The sequence below is a fragment of the Streptomyces sp. NPDC055140 genome (assembly GCF_053607285.1).
The window spans coordinates 530999-552665 of record NZ_JBSGTG010000001.1 but is presented as its reverse complement, the minus strand read 5'-3'; the positions used below and the strand labels follow the sequence as shown (position 1 = coordinate 552665).

Annotated in this window: 19 protein-coding genes; 9 read left to right on the top strand and 10 right to left on the bottom strand. The window is 71.0% G+C overall.

Features of this window, described 5'->3' with window-relative positions:
- Positions 1-162 precede the first annotated feature (162 nt).
- Together ACWFR4_RS02555 and ACWFR4_RS02550 are read right to left on the bottom strand one after the other, a co-directional pair.
- The gene (locus ACWFR4_RS02555) at positions 163-780 is read right to left on the bottom strand and encodes a DUF305 domain-containing protein (RefSeq protein WP_453650366.1); all 618 of its coding nucleotides are present in this window, start codon (positions 778-780) and stop codon (positions 163-165) included.
- Positions 777-1439: a DUF3105 domain-containing protein gene (locus tag ACWFR4_RS02550; protein WP_453650364.1), complete on the bottom strand. Its 663-nt coding sequence runs from the start codon at positions 1437-1439 to the stop codon at positions 777-779. Before ACWFR4_RS02550 ends, ACWFR4_RS02555 begins: the two co-directional genes overlap by 4 nt.
- Positions 1440-1759: 320 nt before the next feature.
- Here ACWFR4_RS02550 and glnA point away from each other — a divergent pair, with 320 nt between their 5' ends.
- From glnA to ACWFR4_RS02530, 4 genes are all read left to right on the top strand, one after another.
- A complete protein-coding gene (glnA, locus tag ACWFR4_RS02545) occupies positions 1760-3121 on the top strand; it encodes a type I glutamate--ammonia ligase (RefSeq protein WP_453456801.1) in 1362 nt (453 codons plus the stop codon).
- 555 nt (positions 3122-3676) lie between these two features.
- The gene (locus ACWFR4_RS02540; protein ID WP_453650362.1) at positions 3677-4687 is read left to right on the top strand and encodes a YncE family protein; all 1011 of its coding nucleotides are present in this window, start codon (positions 3677-3679) and stop codon (positions 4685-4687) included.
- Positions 4688-4991: 304 nt separating this feature from the next.
- Positions 4992-5240, top strand: a complete 249-nt coding sequence (locus tag ACWFR4_RS02535; RefSeq protein WP_453456792.1) for a hypothetical protein — start codon at positions 4992-4994, stop codon at positions 5238-5240.
- A 65-nt stretch (positions 5241-5305) separates the two neighbouring features.
- A complete protein-coding gene (locus tag ACWFR4_RS02530; RefSeq protein ID WP_453456923.1) occupies positions 5306-5497 on the top strand; it encodes a hypothetical protein in 192 nt (63 codons plus the stop codon).
- Between the two features lie 6 nt (positions 5498-5503).
- On the opposite strand, the gene ACWFR4_RS02525 is transcribed toward ACWFR4_RS02530, so the two are convergent.
- The 5 genes from ACWFR4_RS02525 to ACWFR4_RS02505 all read right to left on the bottom strand — a co-directional run bounded on the left by ACWFR4_RS02525 (position 5504) and on the right by ACWFR4_RS02505 (position 9745).
- On the bottom strand, positions 5504-5938 hold the full coding sequence (locus tag ACWFR4_RS02525; protein ID WP_453456789.1) for a VOC family protein: 435 nt from the start codon (positions 5936-5938) through the stop codon (positions 5504-5506).
- 65 nt (positions 5939-6003) lie between these two features.
- The gene (locus ACWFR4_RS02520; RefSeq protein WP_453650360.1) at positions 6004-7035 is read right to left on the bottom strand and encodes a TolB family protein; all 1032 of its coding nucleotides are present in this window, start codon (positions 7033-7035) and stop codon (positions 6004-6006) included.
- Entirely contained in the window at positions 7032-8324 is a 1293-nt protein-coding gene (locus ACWFR4_RS02515) for an MFS transporter (RefSeq protein WP_453650358.1), read from the bottom strand. Before ACWFR4_RS02515 ends, ACWFR4_RS02520 begins: the two co-directional genes overlap by 4 nt.
- Position 8325: 1 nt before the next feature.
- Complete coding sequence (locus tag ACWFR4_RS02510; protein ID WP_453467954.1) at positions 8326-9213, bottom strand: alkaline phosphatase family protein; 888 nt, start codon at positions 9211-9213, stop codon at positions 8326-8328.
- 100 nt (positions 9214-9313) lie between these two features.
- A complete protein-coding gene (locus tag ACWFR4_RS02505) occupies positions 9314-9745 on the bottom strand; it encodes a VOC family protein (RefSeq protein ID WP_453467957.1) in 432 nt (143 codons plus the stop codon).
- A 254-nt stretch (positions 9746-9999) separates the two neighbouring features.
- On the opposite strand from ACWFR4_RS02505, the gene ACWFR4_RS02500 reads away from it, so the two are divergent.
- Positions 10000-12993, top strand: a complete 2994-nt coding sequence (locus ACWFR4_RS02500; RefSeq protein WP_453650356.1) for a bifunctional [glutamine synthetase] adenylyltransferase/[glutamine synthetase]-adenylyl-L-tyrosine phosphorylase — start codon at positions 10000-10002, stop codon at positions 12991-12993.
- Positions 12994-13003: 10 nt separating this feature from the next.
- Here the strand turns inward: ACWFR4_RS02500 and ACWFR4_RS02495 are convergent, their stop codons facing one another.
- Entirely contained in the window at positions 13004-13612 is a 609-nt protein-coding gene (locus ACWFR4_RS02495) for a TetR/AcrR family transcriptional regulator (RefSeq protein ID WP_453650354.1), read from the bottom strand.
- Positions 13613-13759: 147 nt separating this feature from the next.
- On the opposite strand from ACWFR4_RS02495, the gene ACWFR4_RS02490 reads away from it, so the two are divergent.
- Both ACWFR4_RS02490 and ACWFR4_RS02485 read left to right on the top strand, forming a co-directional pair.
- The gene (locus tag ACWFR4_RS02490; protein ID WP_453650352.1) at positions 13760-15229 is read left to right on the top strand and encodes an APC family permease; all 1470 of its coding nucleotides are present in this window, start codon (positions 13760-13762) and stop codon (positions 15227-15229) included.
- A gap of 55 nt (positions 15230-15284) precedes the next feature.
- Positions 15285-16862, top strand: coding sequence for an amidohydrolase (locus ACWFR4_RS02485; RefSeq protein WP_453650350.1), 1578 nt, complete (start codon positions 15285-15287; stop codon positions 16860-16862).
- On the opposite strand, the gene ACWFR4_RS02480 is transcribed toward ACWFR4_RS02485, so the two are convergent.
- Positions 16843-17706 carry a phosphatase PAP2 family protein gene (locus ACWFR4_RS02480; protein WP_453467967.1) on the bottom strand — a complete coding sequence of 288 codons (864 nt, stop codon included), beginning with the start codon at positions 17704-17706 and terminating at the stop codon, positions 16843-16845. The genes ACWFR4_RS02485 and ACWFR4_RS02480 overlap by 20 nt on opposite strands.
- Positions 17707-17799: 93 nt before the next feature.
- Entirely contained in the window at positions 17800-18837 is a 1038-nt protein-coding gene (locus tag ACWFR4_RS02475) for a LacI family DNA-binding transcriptional regulator (RefSeq protein WP_453467969.1), read from the bottom strand.
- A gap of 435 nt (positions 18838-19272) precedes the next feature.
- On the opposite strand from ACWFR4_RS02475, the gene ACWFR4_RS02470 reads away from it, so the two are divergent.
- Both ACWFR4_RS02470 and ACWFR4_RS02465 read left to right on the top strand, forming a co-directional pair.
- Positions 19273-20547 carry an extracellular solute-binding protein gene (locus tag ACWFR4_RS02470; RefSeq protein ID WP_453650348.1) on the top strand — a complete coding sequence of 425 codons (1275 nt, stop codon included), beginning with the start codon at positions 19273-19275 and terminating at the stop codon, positions 20545-20547.
- 104 nt (positions 20548-20651) lie between these two features.
- A complete protein-coding gene (locus ACWFR4_RS02465; RefSeq protein ID WP_453650346.1) occupies positions 20652-21650 on the top strand; it encodes a carbohydrate ABC transporter permease in 999 nt (332 codons plus the stop codon).
- Positions 21651-21667 lie beyond the last annotated feature (17 nt).

Here is a 21667-nt window from a genome sequence, read left to right as displayed (position 1 = left end):
TGCGCGTGCACCGATCGAGCTGCGCACGCAACTGATCACTGTTGCGCCGAACCGTTCATGCAAGGGGAATGGAAGCGCCAAGAAGAGCCCAAGGAACGCTATTCGAGGGCGATTTGAGGCGGTACGTAATCGGGGCGGGGGTTCCCCTCGGGGTTCCCCTGCCTACGACCGGTCCTTCAGCATCCCCGCCATCAGGTCGATTTCCGACTTCTGCGAGGCGACCATGCCCGCCGCGAGCCGCTTCTCCACCCCGACCCCGCAGCGCTCGACGCACCCCTCGGCCATATGGACGCCGCCCTTGTGGTGCGCGGTCATCAGCTGGAGGTACAGCACCTCGGCCCGCTTGCCGTTGGCCTTGCGGAGCTCGTCGAGCTGCGTGTTCGTGGCCATGCCCGGCATCAGCGCGCCGTCCTGTCCCGGCGGCATGTCACCCATGCCCATCCAGGACATCGGCGGCTTCGCGGACACCTTCGGCAGCCCCCACAGGTCGAGCCAGCCGAGCAGCATGCCCCGCTGGTTGGCCTGCGTCTGAGCGATGTCGTAGGCGAGGCGGCGCACCTCCTCGTCATCGGTGCGGTCGCGCACGATGTACGACATCTCGACGGCCTGCTGGTGGTGGACCGCCATGTCCCGCGCGAACCCGGCGTCGGCGGACTCGGCGCCCGGCACCCGAACGGCCGACGAACCGCCGCCGTCCCCGTCGGCGACCGCGTACGTGACCGCCCCGGCCGCGACGAGCACCGCCGCCACGGCCGGCGCGATCCAGACCGTGCGCCTCACTGGGACAGACCGTTGGTGCAGGCGGCACCCGGCTCAGGGGTCTGCTTGCCCTGGACGAACGTCGAGAAGAACGAGGCCACGTCCGGGTCGGTGGCGCTCTTCACGGTCCGCTGGTGACCCCAGGCGCTCAGCATGATCGGGTCCTTCTGGTCCTGGTCCGGGCTCATCAGCGAGTACGGCGTCTGGCGGACCTTCGCCGCGAGCTTCTGCACGTCGCCCGGGTCGGCCTTGTCCGTGTACGTCACCCAGACCGCGCCGTGCTCCAGGGCGTGCACCGCGTTCTCGTTCGCGATCGGCTTCTTGTAGACGTCGCCGTTGCAGTTCATCCAGACCTGGTTGTGGTCCCCGCCCACCGGCGGCGTCATCGGGTACGTGACCTTCTTCGCGACGTGGTTGCGGTCCAGCTTGCCGGTCCAGGTCTTCACGCCGTCCGAGCCGGTCTTGAACGACCCGGCGGCCGACTTCGCGTCCGTCCCGCCCTTCGAGTCGTCACCCTTCATGAGGGCCCACGCCCCGAATCCGGCGAGGCACACGACGACGACGGCGCTCACCACGATCACGAGGACACGGCGCAGGCGCTCGCGGGAGCGTTCGGCGCGGCGCATCTCCTCTATCCGGGCCTTGCGCGTCGCGGAGCCGGTGTTCTTGGCGGAACCCATGGTGAGTCCTTCTGGGAAAGGGGCGGGACGGCTGAACGGGTCCGCTGATCGTAGTGGGGAGCGGGGGGCCGTTGCCATGCCGTGTAGCCGGTGCTCCGGGCGGCAGGGACTATGGGTCGAGGGGCCCCAGCAGGCACTATGGGCACGGAGTCGTATTCGTCTGCCGTTCGCGCGATGTTCGGGCCCTGGTCGGCCAGTCGATCAAGGTCGGCAACGCGCATGAAACGGTGATGTGGTGGGATGCTCAGGAGCCTGCCGACGGTGTCCCGCAGGGCGCGGACGCAGGCGGCCTGACCAGCAAGGATGGGTGGAAGCGGAAGATGGACAAGCAGCAGGAATTCGTGCTCCGGACGCTCGAGGAGCGGGATATCCGGTTCGTCCGCCTGTGGTTCACGGATGTCCTCGGCTTCCTGAAGTCGGTGGCCGTGGCCCCGGCGGAACTGGAGCAGGCCTTCGACGAGGGCATCGGCTTCGACGGCTCCGCGATCGAGGGCTTCGCCCGCGTGTATGAGTCCGACATGATCGCCAAGCCCGATCCGTCGACCTTCCAGGTGCTGCCCTGGCGCGCCGAGGCCCCCGGCACCGCGCGGATGTTCTGCGACATCCTGATGCCCGACGGCTCCCCGTCGTTCGCGGACCCGCGCTACGTGCTGAAGCGGGCCCTGGCCAAGACCTCGGACCTGGGCTTCACCTTCTACACGCACCCCGAGATCGAGTTCTTCCTCCTCAAGAACAAGCCGCTCGACGGGTCCCGCCCCACCCCGGCCGACAACTCCGGCTACTTCGACCACACCCCGCAGAACGTCGGCATGGACTTCCGCCGCCAGGCGATCACCATGCTCGAATCCATGGGCATCTCGGTCGAGTTCAGCCACCACGAGGGTGCGCCGGGCCAGCAGGAGATCGACCTCCGGTACGCGGACGCGCTCTCCACGGCCGACAACATCATGACGTTCCGCCTGGTCATGAAGCAGGTCGCGCTGGAGCAGGGGGTCAACGCGACCTTCATGCCGAAGCCGTTCTCCGAGTACCCCGGCTCGGGCATGCACACGCACCTCTCCCTCTTCGAGGGCGACCGCAACGCCTTCTACGAGTCCGGCTCCGAGTACCAGCTCTCCAAGGTCGGCCGCTCCTTCATCGCCGGCCTCCTGAAGCACGCCGCCGAGATCTCCGCGGTCACCAACCAGTGGGTGAACTCCTACAAGCGCATCTGGGGCGGCTCGGAGCGCACGGCGGGCGCGGGGGGCGAGGCGCCCTCGTACATCTGCTGGGGCCACAACAACCGCTCGGCCCTGATCCGCGTCCCGATGTACAAGCCCGGCAAGACCGGCTCCGCGCGCGTCGAGGTCCGCTCCATCGACTCGGGCGCGAACCCGTACCTGACGTACGCCGTGCTGCTCGCCGCCGGACTCAAGGGCATCGAGGAGGGCTACGAGCTCCCGCCGGGCGCCGACGACGACGTGTGGGCCCTGTCCGACGCCGAGCGCCGAGCCATGGGCATCGAGCCGCTGCCGCAGAACCTCGGCGAGGCCATCGCCCTCATGGAGCGCAGCGAACTCGTCGCCGAGACATTGGGCGAGCACGTGTACGACTTCTTCCTGCGCAACAAGAAGCAGGAGTGGGAGGAGTACCGCTCCGAGGTGACCGCCTTCGAGCTGCGGAAGAACCTGCCGGTGCTGTAGGCGCAGCTCAGGGCGGTTTCACGCCGCGTCGAGCCCCCGGGGCCGTCGGTCTATGACCGGCGGCCCCGTCGCGTGCGCCGGAGGGCTGGGTCGTCTGTGGGCCGTGGGCCGTCGGATCGGGCCACCGGACAGGCCTCCTGGATCACTTAAGCGGCACAGGGGTAACCGGACCAGGGCCTCAGCTGCGTGCTCCGAGGCTTGGCCAGGACGCCTATCGGGAGGTGTCGGAGTGGCTGAGGTCGCACGACTCCTGCTCGTACTGCGTGACGTCCACATCGCCGAGCAGCGCGCGGCCTGCGGCACTGTTCGCTGCCACCCTTCGAGGGGCAAGCGGTCACGTTCAGCGCAGTCCGGCTGGCAGAGCACCGTGGCGGACCAAAGGATGTGCTGTGACGGTCGTGGACGCTCTTTGCTGCTCAGCCGTCGCACTCATCATGACGGCCCTAAAGAGTCGACCGGCCTGGAGGAAGAATGTCCCGAACTCTCCCTGAGCTTCCGCCAGGCGACGTCCCCGCATCCCCACGCCGTGGCGCACGGCGCCAGTGGCGCGACCGGTTGAGCGTCATCCTGGCGGCATTCTCCATCGCCCTCCTGTCGGCCACGGCTCCTCACGCCTTTGCAGCGCCGCACAAAGACCGGCGCAGTGATCGCCTCTACGTCGCCAACTCCGGCTCGGGCACCGTGTCGGTGATCGACACCAGGACCAACGCGCTCGTCGGCCCTCCGATCCATGTCGGCAAAGGCCCCGCCGGGGTGGCCGTCGACCGTGTCCGCGGTCGCGCCTACGTGACCAACTCCGGCTCGGGCACCGTGTCGGTGATCGACACCAGGACCAAAACCGTCGTGGGCTCCCCGATCCATGTCGGCAAAGGCCCCGCCGGGGTGGCCGTCGACGGCGTCCGCGGTCGCGCCTACGTCGCCAACTCCGGCTCGGACACGGTGTCGGTGATCGACACCAGGACCAAAACCGTCGTGGGCTCCCCGATCCATGTCGGCAAAGGCCCCGCCGGGGTGGCCGTCGACCGTGTCCGCGGTCGCGCCTACGTGACCAACGCCCACTCGTACGCCGTGTCGGTGATCGACACCAACACCAACAAGGTCGTCGGGCCCTCGATCCACGTAGGCAAAGGCCCCGCCGGGGTGGCCATGGACAGCGTCCGCGGCCGCGCCTACGTGACCAACGGCATCTCTAAGTCCGTGTCGGTGATCGACACCGACACGAACGCGGTCGTGGGCTCCCCGGTCCCCGTCGGCGGACTCCCCGCCGGTGTGGCCATCGACAGCCTCCGCGGTCGCGCCTACGTGACCAACTCCGACTCGAACACCGTGTCGCTGATCAAAACCAGGACCAACGCGGTCGTCGGCTCCCCGATCCCCGTCCGCTACGGCCCCGCCTGGGTGGCCACCGACGCCCTCCGCGGTCGCGCCTACGTGGCCAACTCCGGCTCGGACAGCGTGTCGGTGATCGACACCAGGACCAACGCGGTCGTGGGCTCCCCGATCCCTGTTGGCAACGCCCCCGCCGGGGTGGCATTGGGGAAGTCGCTCCGGCCCGCGAATCACTGACCCTTCAAGGTCGGAGTCGGACGCCAAAGGGCACCTAGGCAGCGAACCTTGATGATTAGGGACCTCCACTGCGGCAGGCGTTGACCTACATGACAGTTTTGCCGCTGTACATGCTGTCCACGGCCCTGCGGGATCGTCCGTCACTGCTTGGAGTACCGCTCCGAGGTCACCGCCTTCGAGCTGCGGAAGAACCTGCCGGTGCTGTGAGGCACTTGGACCGGAGGGGCGGGGCGCGTGACGCGTCCCGCCCCTTTGGCGTTGTGCCGGTCGCTACCGTGGTCGGGGAGCGAGAAGGGAGCGCATCATGGCCGAGCCGCTCAGGACCGTCGTCGACGGGGTCGAGGTCGAGGTGCCCAACAGCATCCCAGCCATCCGCGACGCCCTGCCGGAGCACCGGCGCGACGCGTTCGACCGGGAGATCAACGCGGCGGGGGTGCACGAGATCCACGCCGTGATGCGGCACTGGATGCTGGAGGCCGTGCCCGACCCGGCCGCCGACGCCATCATGGACCGGCTCGCCCGCGAGGAAGCGGAGAGGGCCGGAGCCGCGTGAGCCACCGTCATCGCCGCCGCCACCGCATCTCGTACGCGCCGCCCGCCGACGACACCCTCGCGAAGATGGCGGGACCCGTGCCGTTCAGGGCGGAGCTGGAACGCACCCTCGGCGTCGACCCGTACGGGCACGGGTCCCTCCCCATCGGCCGGTGGGCGGACCGCAGGGAGGCGACCGTGCATGGCGTCATCGTCCGGTACTACGTGTCCGGGTCGATCCTGGTCGTGACGGTGGTGCGGCTGATCCCGGAGCCGTGAGCCGGGTCAGCCCTGGTGCTGTTCGTGCAGCAGCTCGTGCAGCGGCTGCGTGGCGCGCTTGCGGTACTCCTGGATCGCCCAGCCGTTGCCGTCCGGGTCGGTGAAGTACATGAACGTGCCGCCGTCGTCCGGGGCGTACTGCTGGGGCTCCGACACGTCGAGTCCGCGCGCCGTCAGCTCCGCGTGGGCCGCCTTGATGTCCGCGACCACGAGCTGGAGGCCGTGGTACGTGCCCGGCTGCGGGGTGCCCGTGGGGTTCGGGACGCCCTCGGCGAGCGTCACCGAACAGCCGGAGCCGGGCGGGGTGAGCTGGACGATCCGGACGCCCGGCATCACCTCGCGGTCCACGTCGACGCCGAATCCGACCTTGTTCGTGTAGAAGTCCTTCGCCCGGTCCAGGTCCGAGACGGGCAGCTGAATCACTTCCAGGGTCATGTCCATCGCCCCAGCCTCGTGGGTCGCGGGCCCGTCTGCCACCGGTATGCGCGGCTCCGGATCGCGGGCCTTCACAGGTACGCCGGTGACACCGCGGCCTTCGTGAGGCGGTGCGGAGCGCCTGTGCCGTCTGCAGGGACGGTGTACAGGTCCGCGCCGTAGTCGCCCGGCAGCGCGTACGTGAGCGTGTGCGCGTCGCTCCAGACCGCCTGGTCGTCGACGCTGCGCGTCTCCGCCAGGGGCGTCTCGTGGAGCGTGCGCAGGTCGAGTACGTACAGCCGCCAAGGGGCGTCCGCCGAAAGGCCCTTCACGCGCTTCTTGTACGCGATGCGGGTGCCGTCGGGGGAGAGGGACGGACACTCGACGTTCTGGTGGACGGTGGTCAGCGTGCGGGTGCGCAGATCGCCCCGTACGAGGTAGGTCTTCCCGTGCGTCGCGAGGGTCGCGTAGAAGTGGCGGTCGTCCGCCGCGAACGTGATGCCCCAGAAGTTGATGTCCGCCGCGCGGTAGGTCCGGCCGTCCTTGACGACCCGGAAGTCCTCGAGCGTCGGCGTGAGGTGACCCGTGCGGGTGTCGACGATCGCCGCCCGCGTAGAGAAGTTCGTGCCCGCGTAGCTGTCGCCGCCCACGAACACCGTCCACGCCGCGTACCGCCCGCTGGGCGAGACGCGGGCACGGGACGGGATGCCCGGCAGCGCGTAGTGGGCCTTCTCCTTGAGCCGCGCGTCCAGGACGCGTGCCGTGTACGTGTCCTGCATCGCTCCCCGCTCGGCCCGCAGGCAGACGGCCGTGCCCGAAGCGGCGTAGAAACGCAGGCACTTGACGCCCGACGCGGTGCGGGGCGCGTCCGGTCGGCCCGCCGGGACCGTGGTGAGCTCGTCCCGGTGGGGGCCCCACGCCATGTTGCGGAAGACGAGGTGGCGGGGTACGTCGGAGGCCCCGGCCGGCAGGGTCACCCGGCCCGCCGTGACCATCGGGCCGCCCGCGTGCGCCTCGTTCCTGCGGTCGGCGCGCGCTGCCGCGTGCCAGACCGAGGCGGTCGCGACGGCCGCCAGGGCGATGACCGCGGCGACGAGGACGAGCAGCCTGTTGCGTGTCGTCATGCGGGGACTACCTCCGCGGGTGTGGGGGCTGTGGGCCGGAAGGCGTACGCCACCGCCGCGCCCGCCGCCAGCGCGACCGTGGCCGCGCCCAGAGCCGTGCGGTCGCCCCACGCCGTCCAGGCGGCTCCGAAGCCGATCGAGCAGACGAAGCGCGCCAGCGCCTGGCCGGTCTGGACGACGGCGAGCCCTGACGAGCGCAGCTCCTGGGGGATGGCGGTGGAGGCCGCCGCCATCAGGACGCCGTCCGTCGCCGCGTAGAAGCAGCCGTGCAGCGCCAGGACCGCGTACGGCAGGGCGGTACCGTGCCACGGCGAGAGCAGCAGGCCGTACGCGGCGAGGAGCGCGGCGTGGCCGGCAAGGAACACGCGCCAGCTGCCGAGGCGGTCCGCGAGCCGGCCCAGGGGCGCGGCCAGGAGCAGGAACGCGGCCGCTGTGCCCAGGGGGAGCAGCGCGAACCACTGGTCGGGGACGCCGAGGCGGCGCTGGAGCAGCAGGTAGATGAAGGAGTCGCTGACCGTGGCGAGGCCGAGGAGCAGGGCGCAGACCGTGGTGCGGCGCACTTCGCGGCGGCGCAGGAGGGCGAGCGCGGACCGGAAGGTGGGGCGCGCGGGTGCGGGGCGGCTGTTCTTGGTGGTCTCCTGCGCGGCTTCGTGCCGGCGTGGGACGAAGAGCAGCAGGACCAGTACGCCCAAGGCCGCGACGCAGAAGCTGACGGTGAAGACCGCGTCGTAGCCGTCCGTCGTCGCGCGCAGGATCAGGAAGGCCGCGAGGGGGCCGAGGAGGGCGCCCGTCGTGTCCATCGCCCGGTGCACACCGAAGGCCCTGCCGCGGGTGGCCGGGGTGCTGCTCAGGGAGATCAGGGCGTCCCGCGGCGCCGTGCGCAGGCCCTTCCCGGTGCGGTCGGCCGCCAGGACCATGCCGATCGTGGGGAGCGTGGCGGCCAGCAGGAGCAGGGGCTTGCAGAGCGCCGAGAGCCCGTAGCCGAACAGGGCGACGGTCTTGTGGCGGCCGCCTCCGCGGTCCGCGAAGTGGCCGCCGACGAGGCGCACCAGCGCCGAGAAGCCGTTGTAGACGCCGTCCAGGAGGCCGAAGCCGAGGGGGGAGAGGCCGAGTCCCGCGACGAGGTAGAGCGGCAGGACCGCCGTGACCATCTCGGACGAGATGTCGGTGATCAGGCTGACCGAGCCGAGGGCCAGGACCGTGGGGGCGATCGCGGTGCCGCGCCGCCCGGCCGGTGGCCGGGCGGCGGGTTCCGCGGACGCCGCGGCGCGGCTGTCCGCTACGTACATGTCAGGACGTCCAGATGCCCGTGATGTCCTTGCCTGACGCCGCGTTGCCCGCGTGCGGGAGGCCGTGCATGTCCTCGATCGTGCGCAGGACGTCGTAGTGGTTGTAGGTGGTCGACGAGGTCGAGCCCGGGGTGACCTGCTGGCCGTAGAGGACCGTCGGGATCTTGTTGCCGGCCAGGCGGTTGTCCTCGTCGAAGGTGACGACGAGGAGGCTGTTGTGCGTCTTCGCCCAGGTCGCGTAGGCGGAGAGGTTGTTCTTCAGCCAGGTGTCACCGGTCGACACCGAGCAGTCGTGCATGTCGCTGCACAGGTCGGGGACCACGAAGGAGACCTGGGGGAGCGTCGAGTAGTCCGAGGGGAACTGCGCGAACGTCTTCGCCGTGGAGGTGGGGACGTTGCTGAACCCGAACCACGGGTTGTGCTTGCGGGCGTAGTCGCCGGACGAGCAGGTGGTCGAACCCTGGCTCGGCAGGCCCTCGTTGTAGCTGCCCCAGGTCTTGCCGGCGGCGATCAGCTCGGAGGCCAGGTTGGGCTGCGAGGAGAAGCCCGGCGTGTAGCAGCTGTCGTCCGTGATGCCCTGGGTGGCGCCGGAGAACAGCGCGAAGTAGTTCGGCTGGCTCGGGTGAGTCAGCGCGTACGAGGCCGAGAGGTTGGCGCCGTTCGTCTTGAGGCTGTTGATGTACGGGGCGCTGGAGGAGCCGATCACCTGGTTGTAGGCGTGGTTTTCGAAGACCACGACCACGGTGTGGTCCGGGGTGGGGACGCCCCCCGCGGCCTGCGCGGACGAGCCGCCCACGCCGGACCAGAGCGCGACCGCGGCGGCGGTCAGGGCGAAGGCCGACGCGAGCGCCGCGGTGCGGCCGCGTCGGAACAGTGATCTGCCAAGCACGTGAGACCTCCGGTGGGGGGAGAGACGGCGGCGGTGCGGCTAGAGCATGCACACGCCAAGATGCTCCTGTCCCACGCACATGTGAAGGGCGGGTGAACCCTCAGCGCTCCGAGAGCGGGGCCGGCGCCTGCTGCACCGTCCAGCCGTTGCCGTCCGGGTCGGCGAAGAACATGAACGAGTTCCAGACGTCGCCGGGCCCGTCCTCCCAGCCCTTGGCCCCCACGTGCTGCACCGGGCTCACGTCCACGCCCCGCTCCAGCAGCTCGGCCCGCGCCGCGTCGATGTCCGTCACGCACATCTGGATGCCGGTCAGCGACCCCGGCCGCATGGCCTGCTGCCCCGGCGCGCCCGGCAGGCCCTGCTCCAGGGCGATCGAACAGCGCGACCCCGGCGGTGTCAGCTGCACGATGCGGACGCCCTCCGTGACGACCTGGTCCACGTCGACCTCGAAGCCGAGCCCGTTCGCGTAGAAGTCCTTCGCCCGGTCGACGTCCGAGACGGGCACGACGACCACTTCGAGGGTCCAGTCCATGGGTGCTCCCTTTCCGGCTGCGGTTTTCGACTGCGTTCTCGGACGTGAGTGTGCGCCGGCCGTGCGAAGCGCCGGCGCCCGTCCGGCCGTACCGTGTGCCGGCCGTCCACTTGGGCCAGAGGTTGCGCGTTGGTCATGATCCGCCTCCCGCTCTCCCGATGCTCCCGTCAAAGGGCAGACCCCGCACGCGGGCGGAACTCACCGGCGAAGCCTTAGGCTCTGGACCAGTGCGTGATCGAACAGGAGGCCGTGCGATGTCGGTGCCGCAAGGGCGCAGGAGCAGTACGTTCACGCGGCTGCTGCGGCACGGTTTCACGGATCCCTCCGCCGCCGAGCGGCTCCTCGACGTGCCGGACCTCTCCGCCGTGCGCTCCGACCCGCTGCTCCTGGACGCCCTCGGCGCCACCGCCGACCCCGATCTGGCCCTCCTCGGGCTCGTCCGGCTCGTCGAGGCGCAGGCCGGTGATCCCGAGCGCCGGGAGCTCCTCGACACGCTCATCACGGCCAAGCCCCTGCGCGACCGGCTCCTCGGTGTCCTCGGCGCGTCCGAGGCGCTCGCCGACCATCTGGCCCGGCACCCGCTGGACTGGCAGGCCCTCGTCACCTACGAGCCGTCCGACCTGCACCCCGGTGTGGAGGAGTTCGAGCGGGGCCTCGCGGACGCCGTCGACCCGAACTCCCTGCGGGTCGCCTACCGGCGCTGCCTCCTGTCGATCGCCGCCCGTGACGTGTGCGGGACGACCGACATCGCCCAGACCGCCGCCGAACTCGCCGACCTGGCCACGGCCACCCTGCGCGCGGCCCTCGCCCTGGCGCAGGCGGACGCGCCGGGGGACGCCGCGCTGTGCCGGCTCGCGGTCATCGCGATGGGCAAGTGCGGCGGCCACGAACTCAACTACGTCTCCGACGTGGACGTCATCTTCGTCGGCGAGGCCGTCGAGGGCGCCGACGAGGGCAAGGCGATCCAGGCCGCGACCCGGCTCGCCTCGCACATGATGCGGATCTGCTCCGACACGACCGTCGAAGGCACGATCTGGCCCGTCGACGCCAACCTGCGCCCCGAGGGGCGCAACGGCCCCCTCGTGCGGACGCTCTCCTCGCATCTCGCCTACTACCAGCGGTGGGCCAAGACCTGGGAGTTCCAGGCGCTGCTCAAGGCGCGGCCCGTCGCGGGTGACCTCGAACTCGGCGACGCGTACGTCAGGACGCTCTCGCCCCTCGTCTGGCAGGCCGCCGAGCGCGAGAACTTCGTGCCCGACGTGCAGAAGATGCGCAAGCGCGTCGTCGAGAACATCCCCGCCGGTGAGGTCGACCGGGAGCTGAAGCTGGGGCCCGGCGGACTCCGGGACGTCGAATTCGCCGTACAGCTCCTGCAGTTGGTGCACGGCAGGGCCGACCTCTCGCTGCGCAGCGGCACCACCCTGGACGCGCTGGCCGCCCTCGCCGACGGCGGGTACGTGGGGCGGGTCGACGCCGTCCAGCTCGACGACGCCTACCGCTTCCTGCGCACCCTCGAACACCGCATCCAGCTCTACAGGTTGAGGCGTACGCACCTCGTCCCCGAGGGCGACGCGGACCTGCGGCGCACCGGGCGCTCCATGGGCATGCGGACCGAGCCGATCACCGAACTCCACCGGGCCTGGCGCCGCCACACCTCGGTCGTGCGGCGCCTGCACGAGAAGCTCTTCTACCGGCCGCTGCTCGACGCCGTGGCCCAACTCGCCTCCGGTGAGACCAGGTTGAGCACCGAGGCGGCACGCGAACGGCTCGTCGCCCTCGGCTACCACGACCCCACTGCCGCGCTGAGGCACCTGGAGGCGCTGGCGTCCGGCGTGACCCGCAAAGCGGCGATCCAGCGGACGCTGCTCCCGGTGCTCCTCGGCTGGTTCGCCGACTCCGCAGACCCGGACGCAGGGCTGCTCAACTTCCGCAAGGTGTCCGACGCGCTGGGCAAGACGCCCTGGTATCTGCGGCTGCTGCGGGACGAGGGCGCGGCCGCGGAGAACCTCGCGCGCGTGCTCTCGGCCGGCCGGCTCGCGCCCGATCTGCTGATGCGCGCGCCGGAGGCCGTCGCCCTGCTCGGCGACCAGCGGGGCCTCGAACCGCGCGGGCACGCCCAGCTGGAGCAGGAGGTGCTCGCCGCGGTCGGGCGCGCGGACGGCGCCGAGCAGGCCGTCGCCGCGGCCCGCGGCGTGCGGCGGCGTGAGCTGTTCCGTACGTCGGCCGCCGACATCATCGCCTCGTACGGCACCGAGGACACGCCCGCCGAGGCCGACCAGGGCGCCCTGGTGGACCGGGTCGGCGGCGCGGTCTCCGACATCACGGCCGCGACCCTCGCCGGGACGCTGCGGGCCGTCGTGCGCGAGGGGTGGGGGGACGAGCTGCCCACCCGGTTCACCGTCATCGCCATGGGGCGGTTCGGCGGGCACGAGCTCGGCTACGGGTCGGACGCCGACGTGCTGTTCGTGCACGAGCCGTGCGAGGGCGTCGACGACCAGGAGGCGGCGAAGGCCGCGAACCGCGTCGTGTCCGAGATGCGGCGGCTGCTCGCCCTGCCGAGCGCGGATCCGCCGCTCCTCATCGACGCGGACCTGCGGCCCGAGGGCAAGTCGGGGCCGGTCGTGCGCAGCCTCAAGTCCTACGAGGCGTACTACCGGCGGTGGTCCCTGGTGTGGGAGTCGCAGGCGCTCCTGCGGGCCGAACCGGTCGCGGGCGACCTGGACCTGGGGCGGCGCTTCATCGACCTCATCGACCCGCTGCGGTTCCCGGCCGAGGGGCTCGGTGAGGACGCCGTGCGCGAGATCCGGCGGCTCAAGGCGCGTATGGAGTCCGAGCGCCTGCCGCGCGGCGCGGACCCGACGCTGCACACGAAGCTGGGCCGCGGCGGGCTCTCCGACGTCGAGTGGACGGTCCAGCTCCTCCAGCTCCAGCACGGGTGGGCGGAGCCGGGCCTGCGCACGACCCGCACCCGGGAGGCGCTCGCCGCGGCGTGCGCGGCGGAGCTGATCCCGGGCGAGGAGGCGGCGATCCTCGACGAGGCGTGGGTCCTCGCGTCCCGCGTGCGCGGCGCGGTCATGCTGGTGCGCGGCCGTCCGGGCGACACGTTCCCGTCCGACGGGCGTGAGCTCGCGGCCGTGGGACGGTACTTGGGCTACGACCCCGGACACGTCGGCGACATGCTGGAGGACTACCGCCGTATGACGCGCCGGGCGCGCGCGGTGATGGAGGAGCGCTTCTACGGGGCGTAGCCCCCGAGGGTCACCTCCGCAGCGTGGACACGTGAGTGAGGAACCCGGTCAGCGCCAGTTCGAACGCCGCGTCGGCGCGGCCCGCGCCCATCGCGGCCAGGGCCGCCGCAAGGCGCGGCGTCGCCGTCTCGTCGGCCAGCTCCCACATCGCCTCCGGCGCCGCCATGTCCAGCGCGGAGCCGAGTACGACGTTCTCCAGGCCGATGATCACCGGCATCACGTCCGGCAGGGCGAACCCGGCGTCCAGCAGGAGCCCGGCCGCGAGCTCGTACTGGTCGAGGACGCGCTGGGCCCGCACGGGTGACGTCGTGAGCAGGGGGATCGCCTTGGGGTGGGCGGCGAAGGCGGCCCGGTAGGAGCGGGCCCAGTCCGCGAGCGCCTCGGCCCACGGCCGCTCGTCGCGGGCGAGCGTCGCGGGGTCCATCGCGGCGGCGACCCGCTCGCGCAGCAGCTCCACGATCCCGTCCCGGCCGTCCACATGGTGATACACGGATCCCGTCTGGACCCCGAGCTTCTTCGCGATCCGCGGAACACTGAAGTCGCCTTTCTCGTCGACGAGTTCGAGCGCGGTCGTGGTGATCCGCTCCCTGTCCAGCAGTGGCTTGCTCGGCCGTCCCATCGTGCGCTCCCCGAATCTGAGGTCTTCCCGAATGCCCAAAGGGAGGCTACATTGCCGAAACCGAAAGCCTTTAGGTTTCGCTTCCCGGCCTCCGGGACGACGCCTCCGGGACCCCCGTCCCCCGCCGCCAGAAGGGCTTCCCTCCCCATGCCCGTAACCTCACCGCAGACGCTGGACAGCGCGACCGCGACCGCCGCGGAGCCCACCCTGCGCGCCGGCACCCTCGGCACGGCCGACATCGCCTTCTTCGTCGTCTCCGCCGCCGCCCCGCTCACCGTCATGGCGGGCGTCGCCCCGTTCGCCATCGCGCTCGGCGGCATCGGCGCCCCCGTCGGCTACCTCCTCGCCGGCCTGACGCTCGCCGTCTTCGCCGTCGGCTTCACCACGATGAGCCGCCACGTCCGCAGCGCCGGCGCCTTCTACGCGTACATCACGCGCGGCCTCGGCCGCTCCGTCGGCATCGGCGCCGCGCTGCTGGCCATGGTCGGCTACAACGGCATGGAGATCGGCGTCTACGGCCTGCTCGGCACCGCCACGCAGGACACCCTGCACGCCCTCTTCGGCATCGACATCCCCTGGCTGCCCGTGTCCCTCGCGGGGCTCGTGCTCATCTGGTACGGAGGCTTCCGGTCCATCGACTTCGGGGCCAAACTCCTCGGCGTCCTGCTCTGCGCCGAGACCGGCATCCTCGTCCTGCTGGCGGGCGGCGTGCTCCTCAAGGGCGGCGCGCACGGCCTGTCCGCCGCGTCCTTCGCGCCGGGCAACGTGCTCGTCCCCGGCACCGCCGCCGTACTGGCCTTCGCCTTCGCCGCGTTCACCGGCTTCGAGTCGACCGTCATCTACCGCCGCGAGGCCCGCGACCCCGGCCGCACGGTGCGCCGCGCGACCTACATCGCGGTCGCCTTCCTCGGCCTGTTCTACGCGTTCATCGTCTGGACCGTCATCCAGGCCTTCGGCGACGCCCACGTCGTCCAGGCGGCGGGCAGCGACCCGGCCGGCCTGTTCTTCTCCGCCATCACCACCTTCGTGGGCGGCTGGGCGGCCGACCTGATGCACATCCTCATCGTGACCAGCGTCCTCGCCTCGCTCCTCGCCTTCCACAACGCGATCAACCGCTACGGGCTCGCGCTCGCCGAGGAGGGCGTCCTGCCGAAGGTGTTCGGCAGGGTCCACGCCAAGCACCGCTCCCCGTATCTCGCGGGCGTCGCGCAGACCGTGCTCGGCGCGGCCGTCGTCCTCGCCTTCTGGGCCGCGGGCGCCGACCCGTACGCGCAGCTGCTCCTGTGGGTGAACACCCCCGGCATGATCGGCCTGATGGCGCTCCAGCTGCTCGCCGCGATCGCCGTGCCGTTCTACTTCCGCCGCATCACCCACGAGGAGGGCGTGCTGCGCACGGTCGTCGCGCCGATCGCGGCGACGGTGCTGCTCAGCATCGCCATCGTGCTGGTCTGCACCCACCTCGACCTCTTCACGGGTGCGTCCTCCCTGGTCAACCTGGTCCTCATGGCCGTGGCCCCCGCCGTCTTCGTCCTCGGCATCGGCCTCGCCCGGCGCCTGCGCCGCACCAGGCCCGACGTGTACGAGCGTTTCGCGGCGGAACCGTCCGCCGACGCGTAGGCCGCAGCGCCCGCCCCTACGCGACACAGCCCCACCCCGAACGGAGTTCACCCCCATGCCCGCAGCCGACCTCCTCCTCACCGGCGCCCGCGTCCGCACCCTCGACCCCGCGCTCCCCGAGGCGACCGCCGTGGCCGTCCGCGACGGTCTGATCGCCGCCGTGGGTGCCACCGAGGACGTCGTACGCGACTGGAGCGGACCAAGCACGGAACGCGTCGACCTCACGGGCGCGACCCTCGTGCCCGGCCTGGTGGACGCGCACAGCCACCCGGTGTGGGGCCTGGAGATGGCGACCGGAACGGATCTGTCCGGCGTGCGGAACCTGGACGAGCTGCGGGCGGCCCTGCGCTCGGCGCCCCGCGTCGACGGCTGGGTCGTCGCCTGGGGGCTCGACCACAACGCGTTCGGCGGCCGTGCCGTCGACCGCGCCCTGATCGAGGACGTCCTCGACGGCGCGCCCGCCTTCGTCCGCCTCTACGACGGGCACTCCGCGCTGGCCGGCGGGGCCGCGCTCGCGGCGGCCGGGATCACCGGGCCGCGCGAGTTCGTCCAGCGCGCCGAGATCGTGTGCGACGCGGACGGCCGCCCGACCGGGCACCTCGTCGAGCACGCCGCGATGGACCTGATGCTCGCCGTCATGCCGAGGCCCTCGTTCGCCGAGCGCCGCGCCGGGCTGCTCGCGCTGCTGTCCGACATGGCCGCCACGGGTCTGACCGGCGCCCACGTCATGGACCTCGGCCACGGCGACGTCCCGCAGCTGCTCGCCTCGGTCGAGGAGGAGGCCGTGCTGCCGCTGCGGCTGCGGCTGGCACCCTGGTGCATGCCGGGCGTCGACAAGGCCGGCCTGGACGAGCTGATCGCCGTCCAGCGCGAGGCCGGGCGGCACTGGCGGGTCGGCGGGGTCAAGTTCTTCATGGACGGCACCGTCGAGGGCGGCACCGCGTGGCTGGAGCACGCGGACTGCCACGGTCAGGGCACCGACGCGTTCTGGCCCGACCCGAAGGCGTACGCGGCCGCGGTGCGGTACCTGCACGCGGCGGGCGTCGGCACCGCGACCCACGCGATCGGGGACGCGGCCGTCCGGCACGTCCTGGACACCGTCGAATCCCTGGGCGAGAGCGGCCGTGGCGTGCACCGGATCGAGCACATCGAGACGGTCCCCGACGACACGATCCCGCGGTTCGCCGCGCTGGGCGTCGCCGCGTCGATGCAGCCGCCGCACACCGCGTACACCCGAGGCGACCACGGCGACGAGTGGTCGAAGCGCCTCGGCGCGACCCGGGCCTCGCGCGCCTGGCGCATCAGGGACCTGCGGGACGCGGGCGCCGTGCTCGCGCTGGGCTCGGACTGGCCGATCGCGCACTACGACGTGCGCCGGGTCCTGTCCATGGCCCGGGTCCCCGAGGGCGCCGCCGGGCCCGGGCAGGGGCTCACGGGGCTCATGGCGCTGGAGGGCTGCACGTCACACGCGGCGCTGGCCGCCGGTGAGGACGCCGGGCGTATCGCCCCCGGTCTGCGGGCCGACCTCACGGCGTTCGGTATCGACCCGGTCGAGGCCCCGGCCGACGAGGTGGCCGAGGCGCCGGTCCGTCTGACGGCGGTCGGCGGTCACGTCACGTACCGGGGGGCCTGACCCCGGACGTGGCGGGCGCCGGCACGAGGCGCGGCATGGTGTAGGGCAGCGCCCCGTGCCAGAGCCGCGCCACCGTGAAGCCGAACGCGAGGCACACCATGCCGCCCACCGCGTCCAGCCAGAAGTGGTTCGCGGTCGAGACGATGACGACCAGGGTCAGTGCCGGGTACAGGAGTCCGAGGATCCGCACCCACGGCGCCGAGGCCAGGGCGAAGATCGTCAGGCCGCACCACAGGGACCAGCCGATGTGCATGGACGGCATCGCCGCGTACTGGTTCGACATGTGTTTCAGGTCGCCGGACGCCATCGAGCCCCAGGTGTGGTGGACCGCGACCGTGTCGACGAAATGGCCGCCGTTCATCAGCCGGGGCGGGGCGAGCGGGTACAGGTAATAGCCGACCAGGGCGACCGCCGTCGTCGCGAAGAGCGCCATCCGGGCCGCCGCGTAGCGGCCCGGATGGTAGCGGAACAGCCAGACGAGCACGCCGAGCGTGACGATGAAGTGCAGTGTCGCGTAGTAGTAGTTCATGCCGACGATGAGCCATGTCACCGAATTCACGGCGTGGTTGACGCTCTGCTCGACGGCGATGGAGAGATGGTGCTCCATGCGCCAGATCCAGTCGGCGTTCCTCAGAGCCTGCGACCGCTGCTCCGGAACGGCGTTGCGGATCAGGGAGTACGTCCAGTAGCTCACCGCGATCAGCAGGATCTCGAACCAGAGCCTGGGGCGACGCGGTGCGCGTATACGGCCGAGGAGTCCCCGCCCATCGCGGCGGTCATCCGCCATGGGTGATGTGGTGGCCCCCTGTTGGCCTTCCAGTGTCGTCACGGTGGATTCACCCATAGAGACAGAGTCTGCCAGATACCGACCCCCCGCTCGATCATCCCCCGGGTGGGTCATCCACGCACGCTCTACGTCCTGCGGAGGACTGGTTACCTAGGGGCGCGCCAGACGGTCCCCTGGGGCCGAAGCGGTTGAACCGCGGACCACCAGTTCGGGCATGAAGACGAATTCGCTGTGCGGCGCGGGCGTCCCGCCGATCTCCTCGAGGAGCGTGCGGACGGCCGCCTGGCCCATCGCCGGGACGGGCTTGCGCACCGTGGTCAGGGGCGGGTCCGTGAAGGCGATCAGCGGGGAGTCGTCGAAGCCGACCACCGAGACGTCGGACGGGACGTCGAGGCCCCGCTGCCGTGCCGCCCTTATGGCACCGAGGGCCATCATGTCGCTGGCACACACGATCGCCGTGCAGTCCCGGTCGATGAGCGCCGTGGCAGCGGCCTGGCCGCCCTCCAGCGTGTACAGCGAGTGCTGCACCAGGTCGCGCTCGATCTCCTCCGGGGACAGGGGCAGGAGGTCCTGCATCGTGCGTACGAACCCCTCGATCTTCCGCTGGACCGGCACGAACCGCTTCGGGCCCAGGGCGAGCCCGATCCGCGTATGGCCCAGCGAGACGAGGTGGGTGACGGCGAGCTGCATCGCGGCCCGGTCGTCCGGCGAGATGAATGGTGCCTGCACCTTCGCCGAGAAGCCGTCGACCAGCACGAACGGCACGCCCTGCGCGCGCAGCTGCTCGTAGCGCTGCATGTCCGCCGAGGTGTCGGCGTGCAGCCCGGAGACGAAGATGATGCCGGAGACGCCCCGGTCGACGAGCATCTCCGTGAGCTCGTCCTCGGTGGAGCCGCCGGGGGTCTGCGTGGCGAGGACCGGGGTGTAGCCCTGGCGGGTCAGGGCCTGGCCGATGACCTGGGCGAGCGCCGGGAATATGGGGTTCTCCAGCTCCGGCGTGATCAGGCCGACCAGTCCGGCGGAGCGCTGGCGCAGCCGCACGGGCCGCTCATAGCCGAGGACGTCGAGCGCGGCAAGCACGGACTGGCGGGTGGCAGCGGCCACCCCCGGCTTGCCGTTGAGCACCCGGCTGACCGTCGCCTCGCTGACCCCCGCCTGCGCTGCGATGTCGGCCAGTCGCGCGGTCACGGGATGGGACTGTACCGGTCGCGCGTCGGACTGCCCACCGTCAACCGGTCGCCGCGTGCGGGCAGTTGAACGGCCCGCTGCGGACTGCTGCGTCATGGCGCTCCCTCGTCTGACTGGCATGTGGCTCGCGTGGGGCCCATGGGGTTCCGATGATCCCCGCGCCGGCCCGGTGTAGCAAGAGCTTGCAGATTCTTGCACAAGCCATCCGTGGCCTGTCAGACCCGTCAACGCGCCCGCACGCCCCGGAGTGCAGGTCACGGACCGATAACCGACTGGATCTCCTTGCAATATTTTTCTGCAAGGTCTTTCGCCGTGCTTGCAACGCTGTTACGTTCACGTCGCCCGGCGGCGGCAACGGTGCGGTCGGCGAGTCGGCAAGGGGTACGGACGGGACCGTCTCCCACCACTTCGGGCTTTCACCCTCTAGGAGATCTCATGCGGCGTGGCATAGCGGCCACAGCGCTGGTGGCGTCCATCGCCCTCGCGGCGACGGCCTGCGGCGGAAGCGACAGCGGCAGCGGCAAGGCGTCGGGGCCCGTCACCATCACGTGGTGGGACACGTCGAACGCCACCAACGAGGCGCCGACGTACAAGGCCCTGGTCAAGGAGTTCGAGAAGGCGAACTCCGGCATCAAGGTCAAGTACGTCAACGTCCCCTTCGATCAGGCGCAGAACAAGTTCGACACCGCCGCGGGCTCCAAGGGCGCCCCCGACGTGCTGCGCGCCGAGGTCGGCTGGACGCCGGCCTTCGCGAAGAAGAGCTACCTCCTGCCGCTCGACGGCACCGAGGCCCTCGCCGACAAGGACAAGTTCCAGCCGAGCCTGATCAAGCAGGCCCAGTTCGAGGGCAAGACCTACGGCACGCCGCTGGTCACCGACACCCTGGCCCTCGTCTACAACAAGGACCTCTTCAAGAAGGCCGGCATCGACCTGCCGCCCGCCAACTGGGCCGACCTGAAGGCCGACGCCGCCAAGATCAAGTCGAAGACGGGCGTCGACGGCTACTGGGGCTCCACGCAGGGCTACTACTCCATGCCGTTCCTGTACGGCGAGGGCAGCGACACCGTCGACGCCTCCGCGAAGAAGATCACCATCGGTTCGCCCGAGGCCAAGAAGGGCCTCACCGCCTGGCAGAGCCTCTTCGACGGCAAGGGCCTGCACAAGGCCGACGCCACCGCCGACGCGTACGCCCACATCCAGGACGCGTTCGTGAACGGCAAGGTCGCCGCGATCATCCAGGGCCCGTGGGAGATCACCAACTTCTACAAGGGCTCCGCGTTCAAGGACAAGGAGAACCTGGGCATCGCGACCGTCCCGGCCGGCTCCACCGGCAAGGCGGGCGCCCCGACCGGCGGCCACAACCTCTCGGTCTACGCCGGCTCGGACAAGGCCCACCAGGAGGCCTCGCTCAAGTTCGTGAAGTGGATGACCTCCGCGTCCACGCAGGAGCAGATCGCCCTCAAGAACTCGACGCTGCCCACGCGCAAGGACGCGTACACCACGAAGGTCGTCACCGACCCGGGCATCGCCGGCTACCAGGCGGTCCTCACCGCCGCCCAGCCGCGCCCCGAACTGCCCGAGTACAGCTCGCTGTGGGCCCCGCTCGACACCGAGTGGCCCAAGGTCGCCACCGGCAAGGAGTCCCTGGACAAGGGCATCGGCAACGCGCGGACCTCGTTCGCGAAGCTGGTCCCCGACTTCAGCAAGTGACCCCTCTTTGACGGCTGCCGCCGGTTCCGCCCGCGAGGGGGCGGGCGGACCGGCGGCGCCGCGCCGTACGCACTGAGCAGCCGATCCCCAGAAGGTGCCGAACCATGACAGTCGCCGTCGACAGCACGGCCGCCAAGACGCGCGGCGGCCGCGCGCCGCGCCCCGGCCCGTTCGGGCGCCTGCGGCGCTCGTACCAGAAGCACTGGTACGCGTACGCGATGATCGCGCCGGTCGTCGTCGTGCTCGGGGTCCTCGTGATCTATCCCCTGGTACGGGGCTTCTACCTGACGCTCACCGACGCCGACAGTCTCAACTCGGCGCGCACGATCGGCGTCAACCACATCGACGCCACGTACCAGTTCATCGGGTTCGACAACTACGCCGACATCCTGTGGGGCCCGACCTCCTACGACCGCTTCTGGTCGCACTTCATCTGGACGATCGTGTGGACGGCGCTCTGCGTCGCCCTGCACTACGTCATCGGGCTCGGCCTCGCGATGCTCCTCAACCAGAAGATGCGCGGGCGCACCTTCTACCGGCTGCTGCTCATCCTGCCGTGGGCCGTACCGACGTTCGTCACCGTGTTCTCGTGGCGGATCATGCTCTCGGACTCCGGGGTCATCAACTCCGTGCTCGGCTCGCTGCATCTGCCGCAGCCGCAGTGGCTGGAGGACACCTTCTTCCAGCGCTCGGCCGCCGTCCTGGTCAACACCTGGTGCGGGGTGCCGTTCATGATGGTGTCGCTGCTCGGCGGCCTCCAGTCGATCGACCCGGTGCTCTACGAGGCCGCGGAGATGGACGGCGCGAGCGCCTGGCAGCGCTTCTGGAACGTCACACTGCCCGGCCTCAGGCCGGTCAGCTCCACCGTCGTACTGCTCGGCGTCATCTGGACGTTCAACCAGTTCAACGTCATCTTCCTGCTGTTCGGCAACACCGCGCCCGACGCCCAGATCCTCGTCACCTGGGCCTACTACCTGGGCTTCGGCCAGCAGCCGCGCGACTACGCCCAGTCCGCCGCGTACGGCGTGCTGCTCCTGTCGCTCCTCGCCGTCTTCACCTCCTTCTACTACCGCTGGCTGAACCGCAATGAGCAGCTCGCCTGACGCCGCAGGAGCCGCCC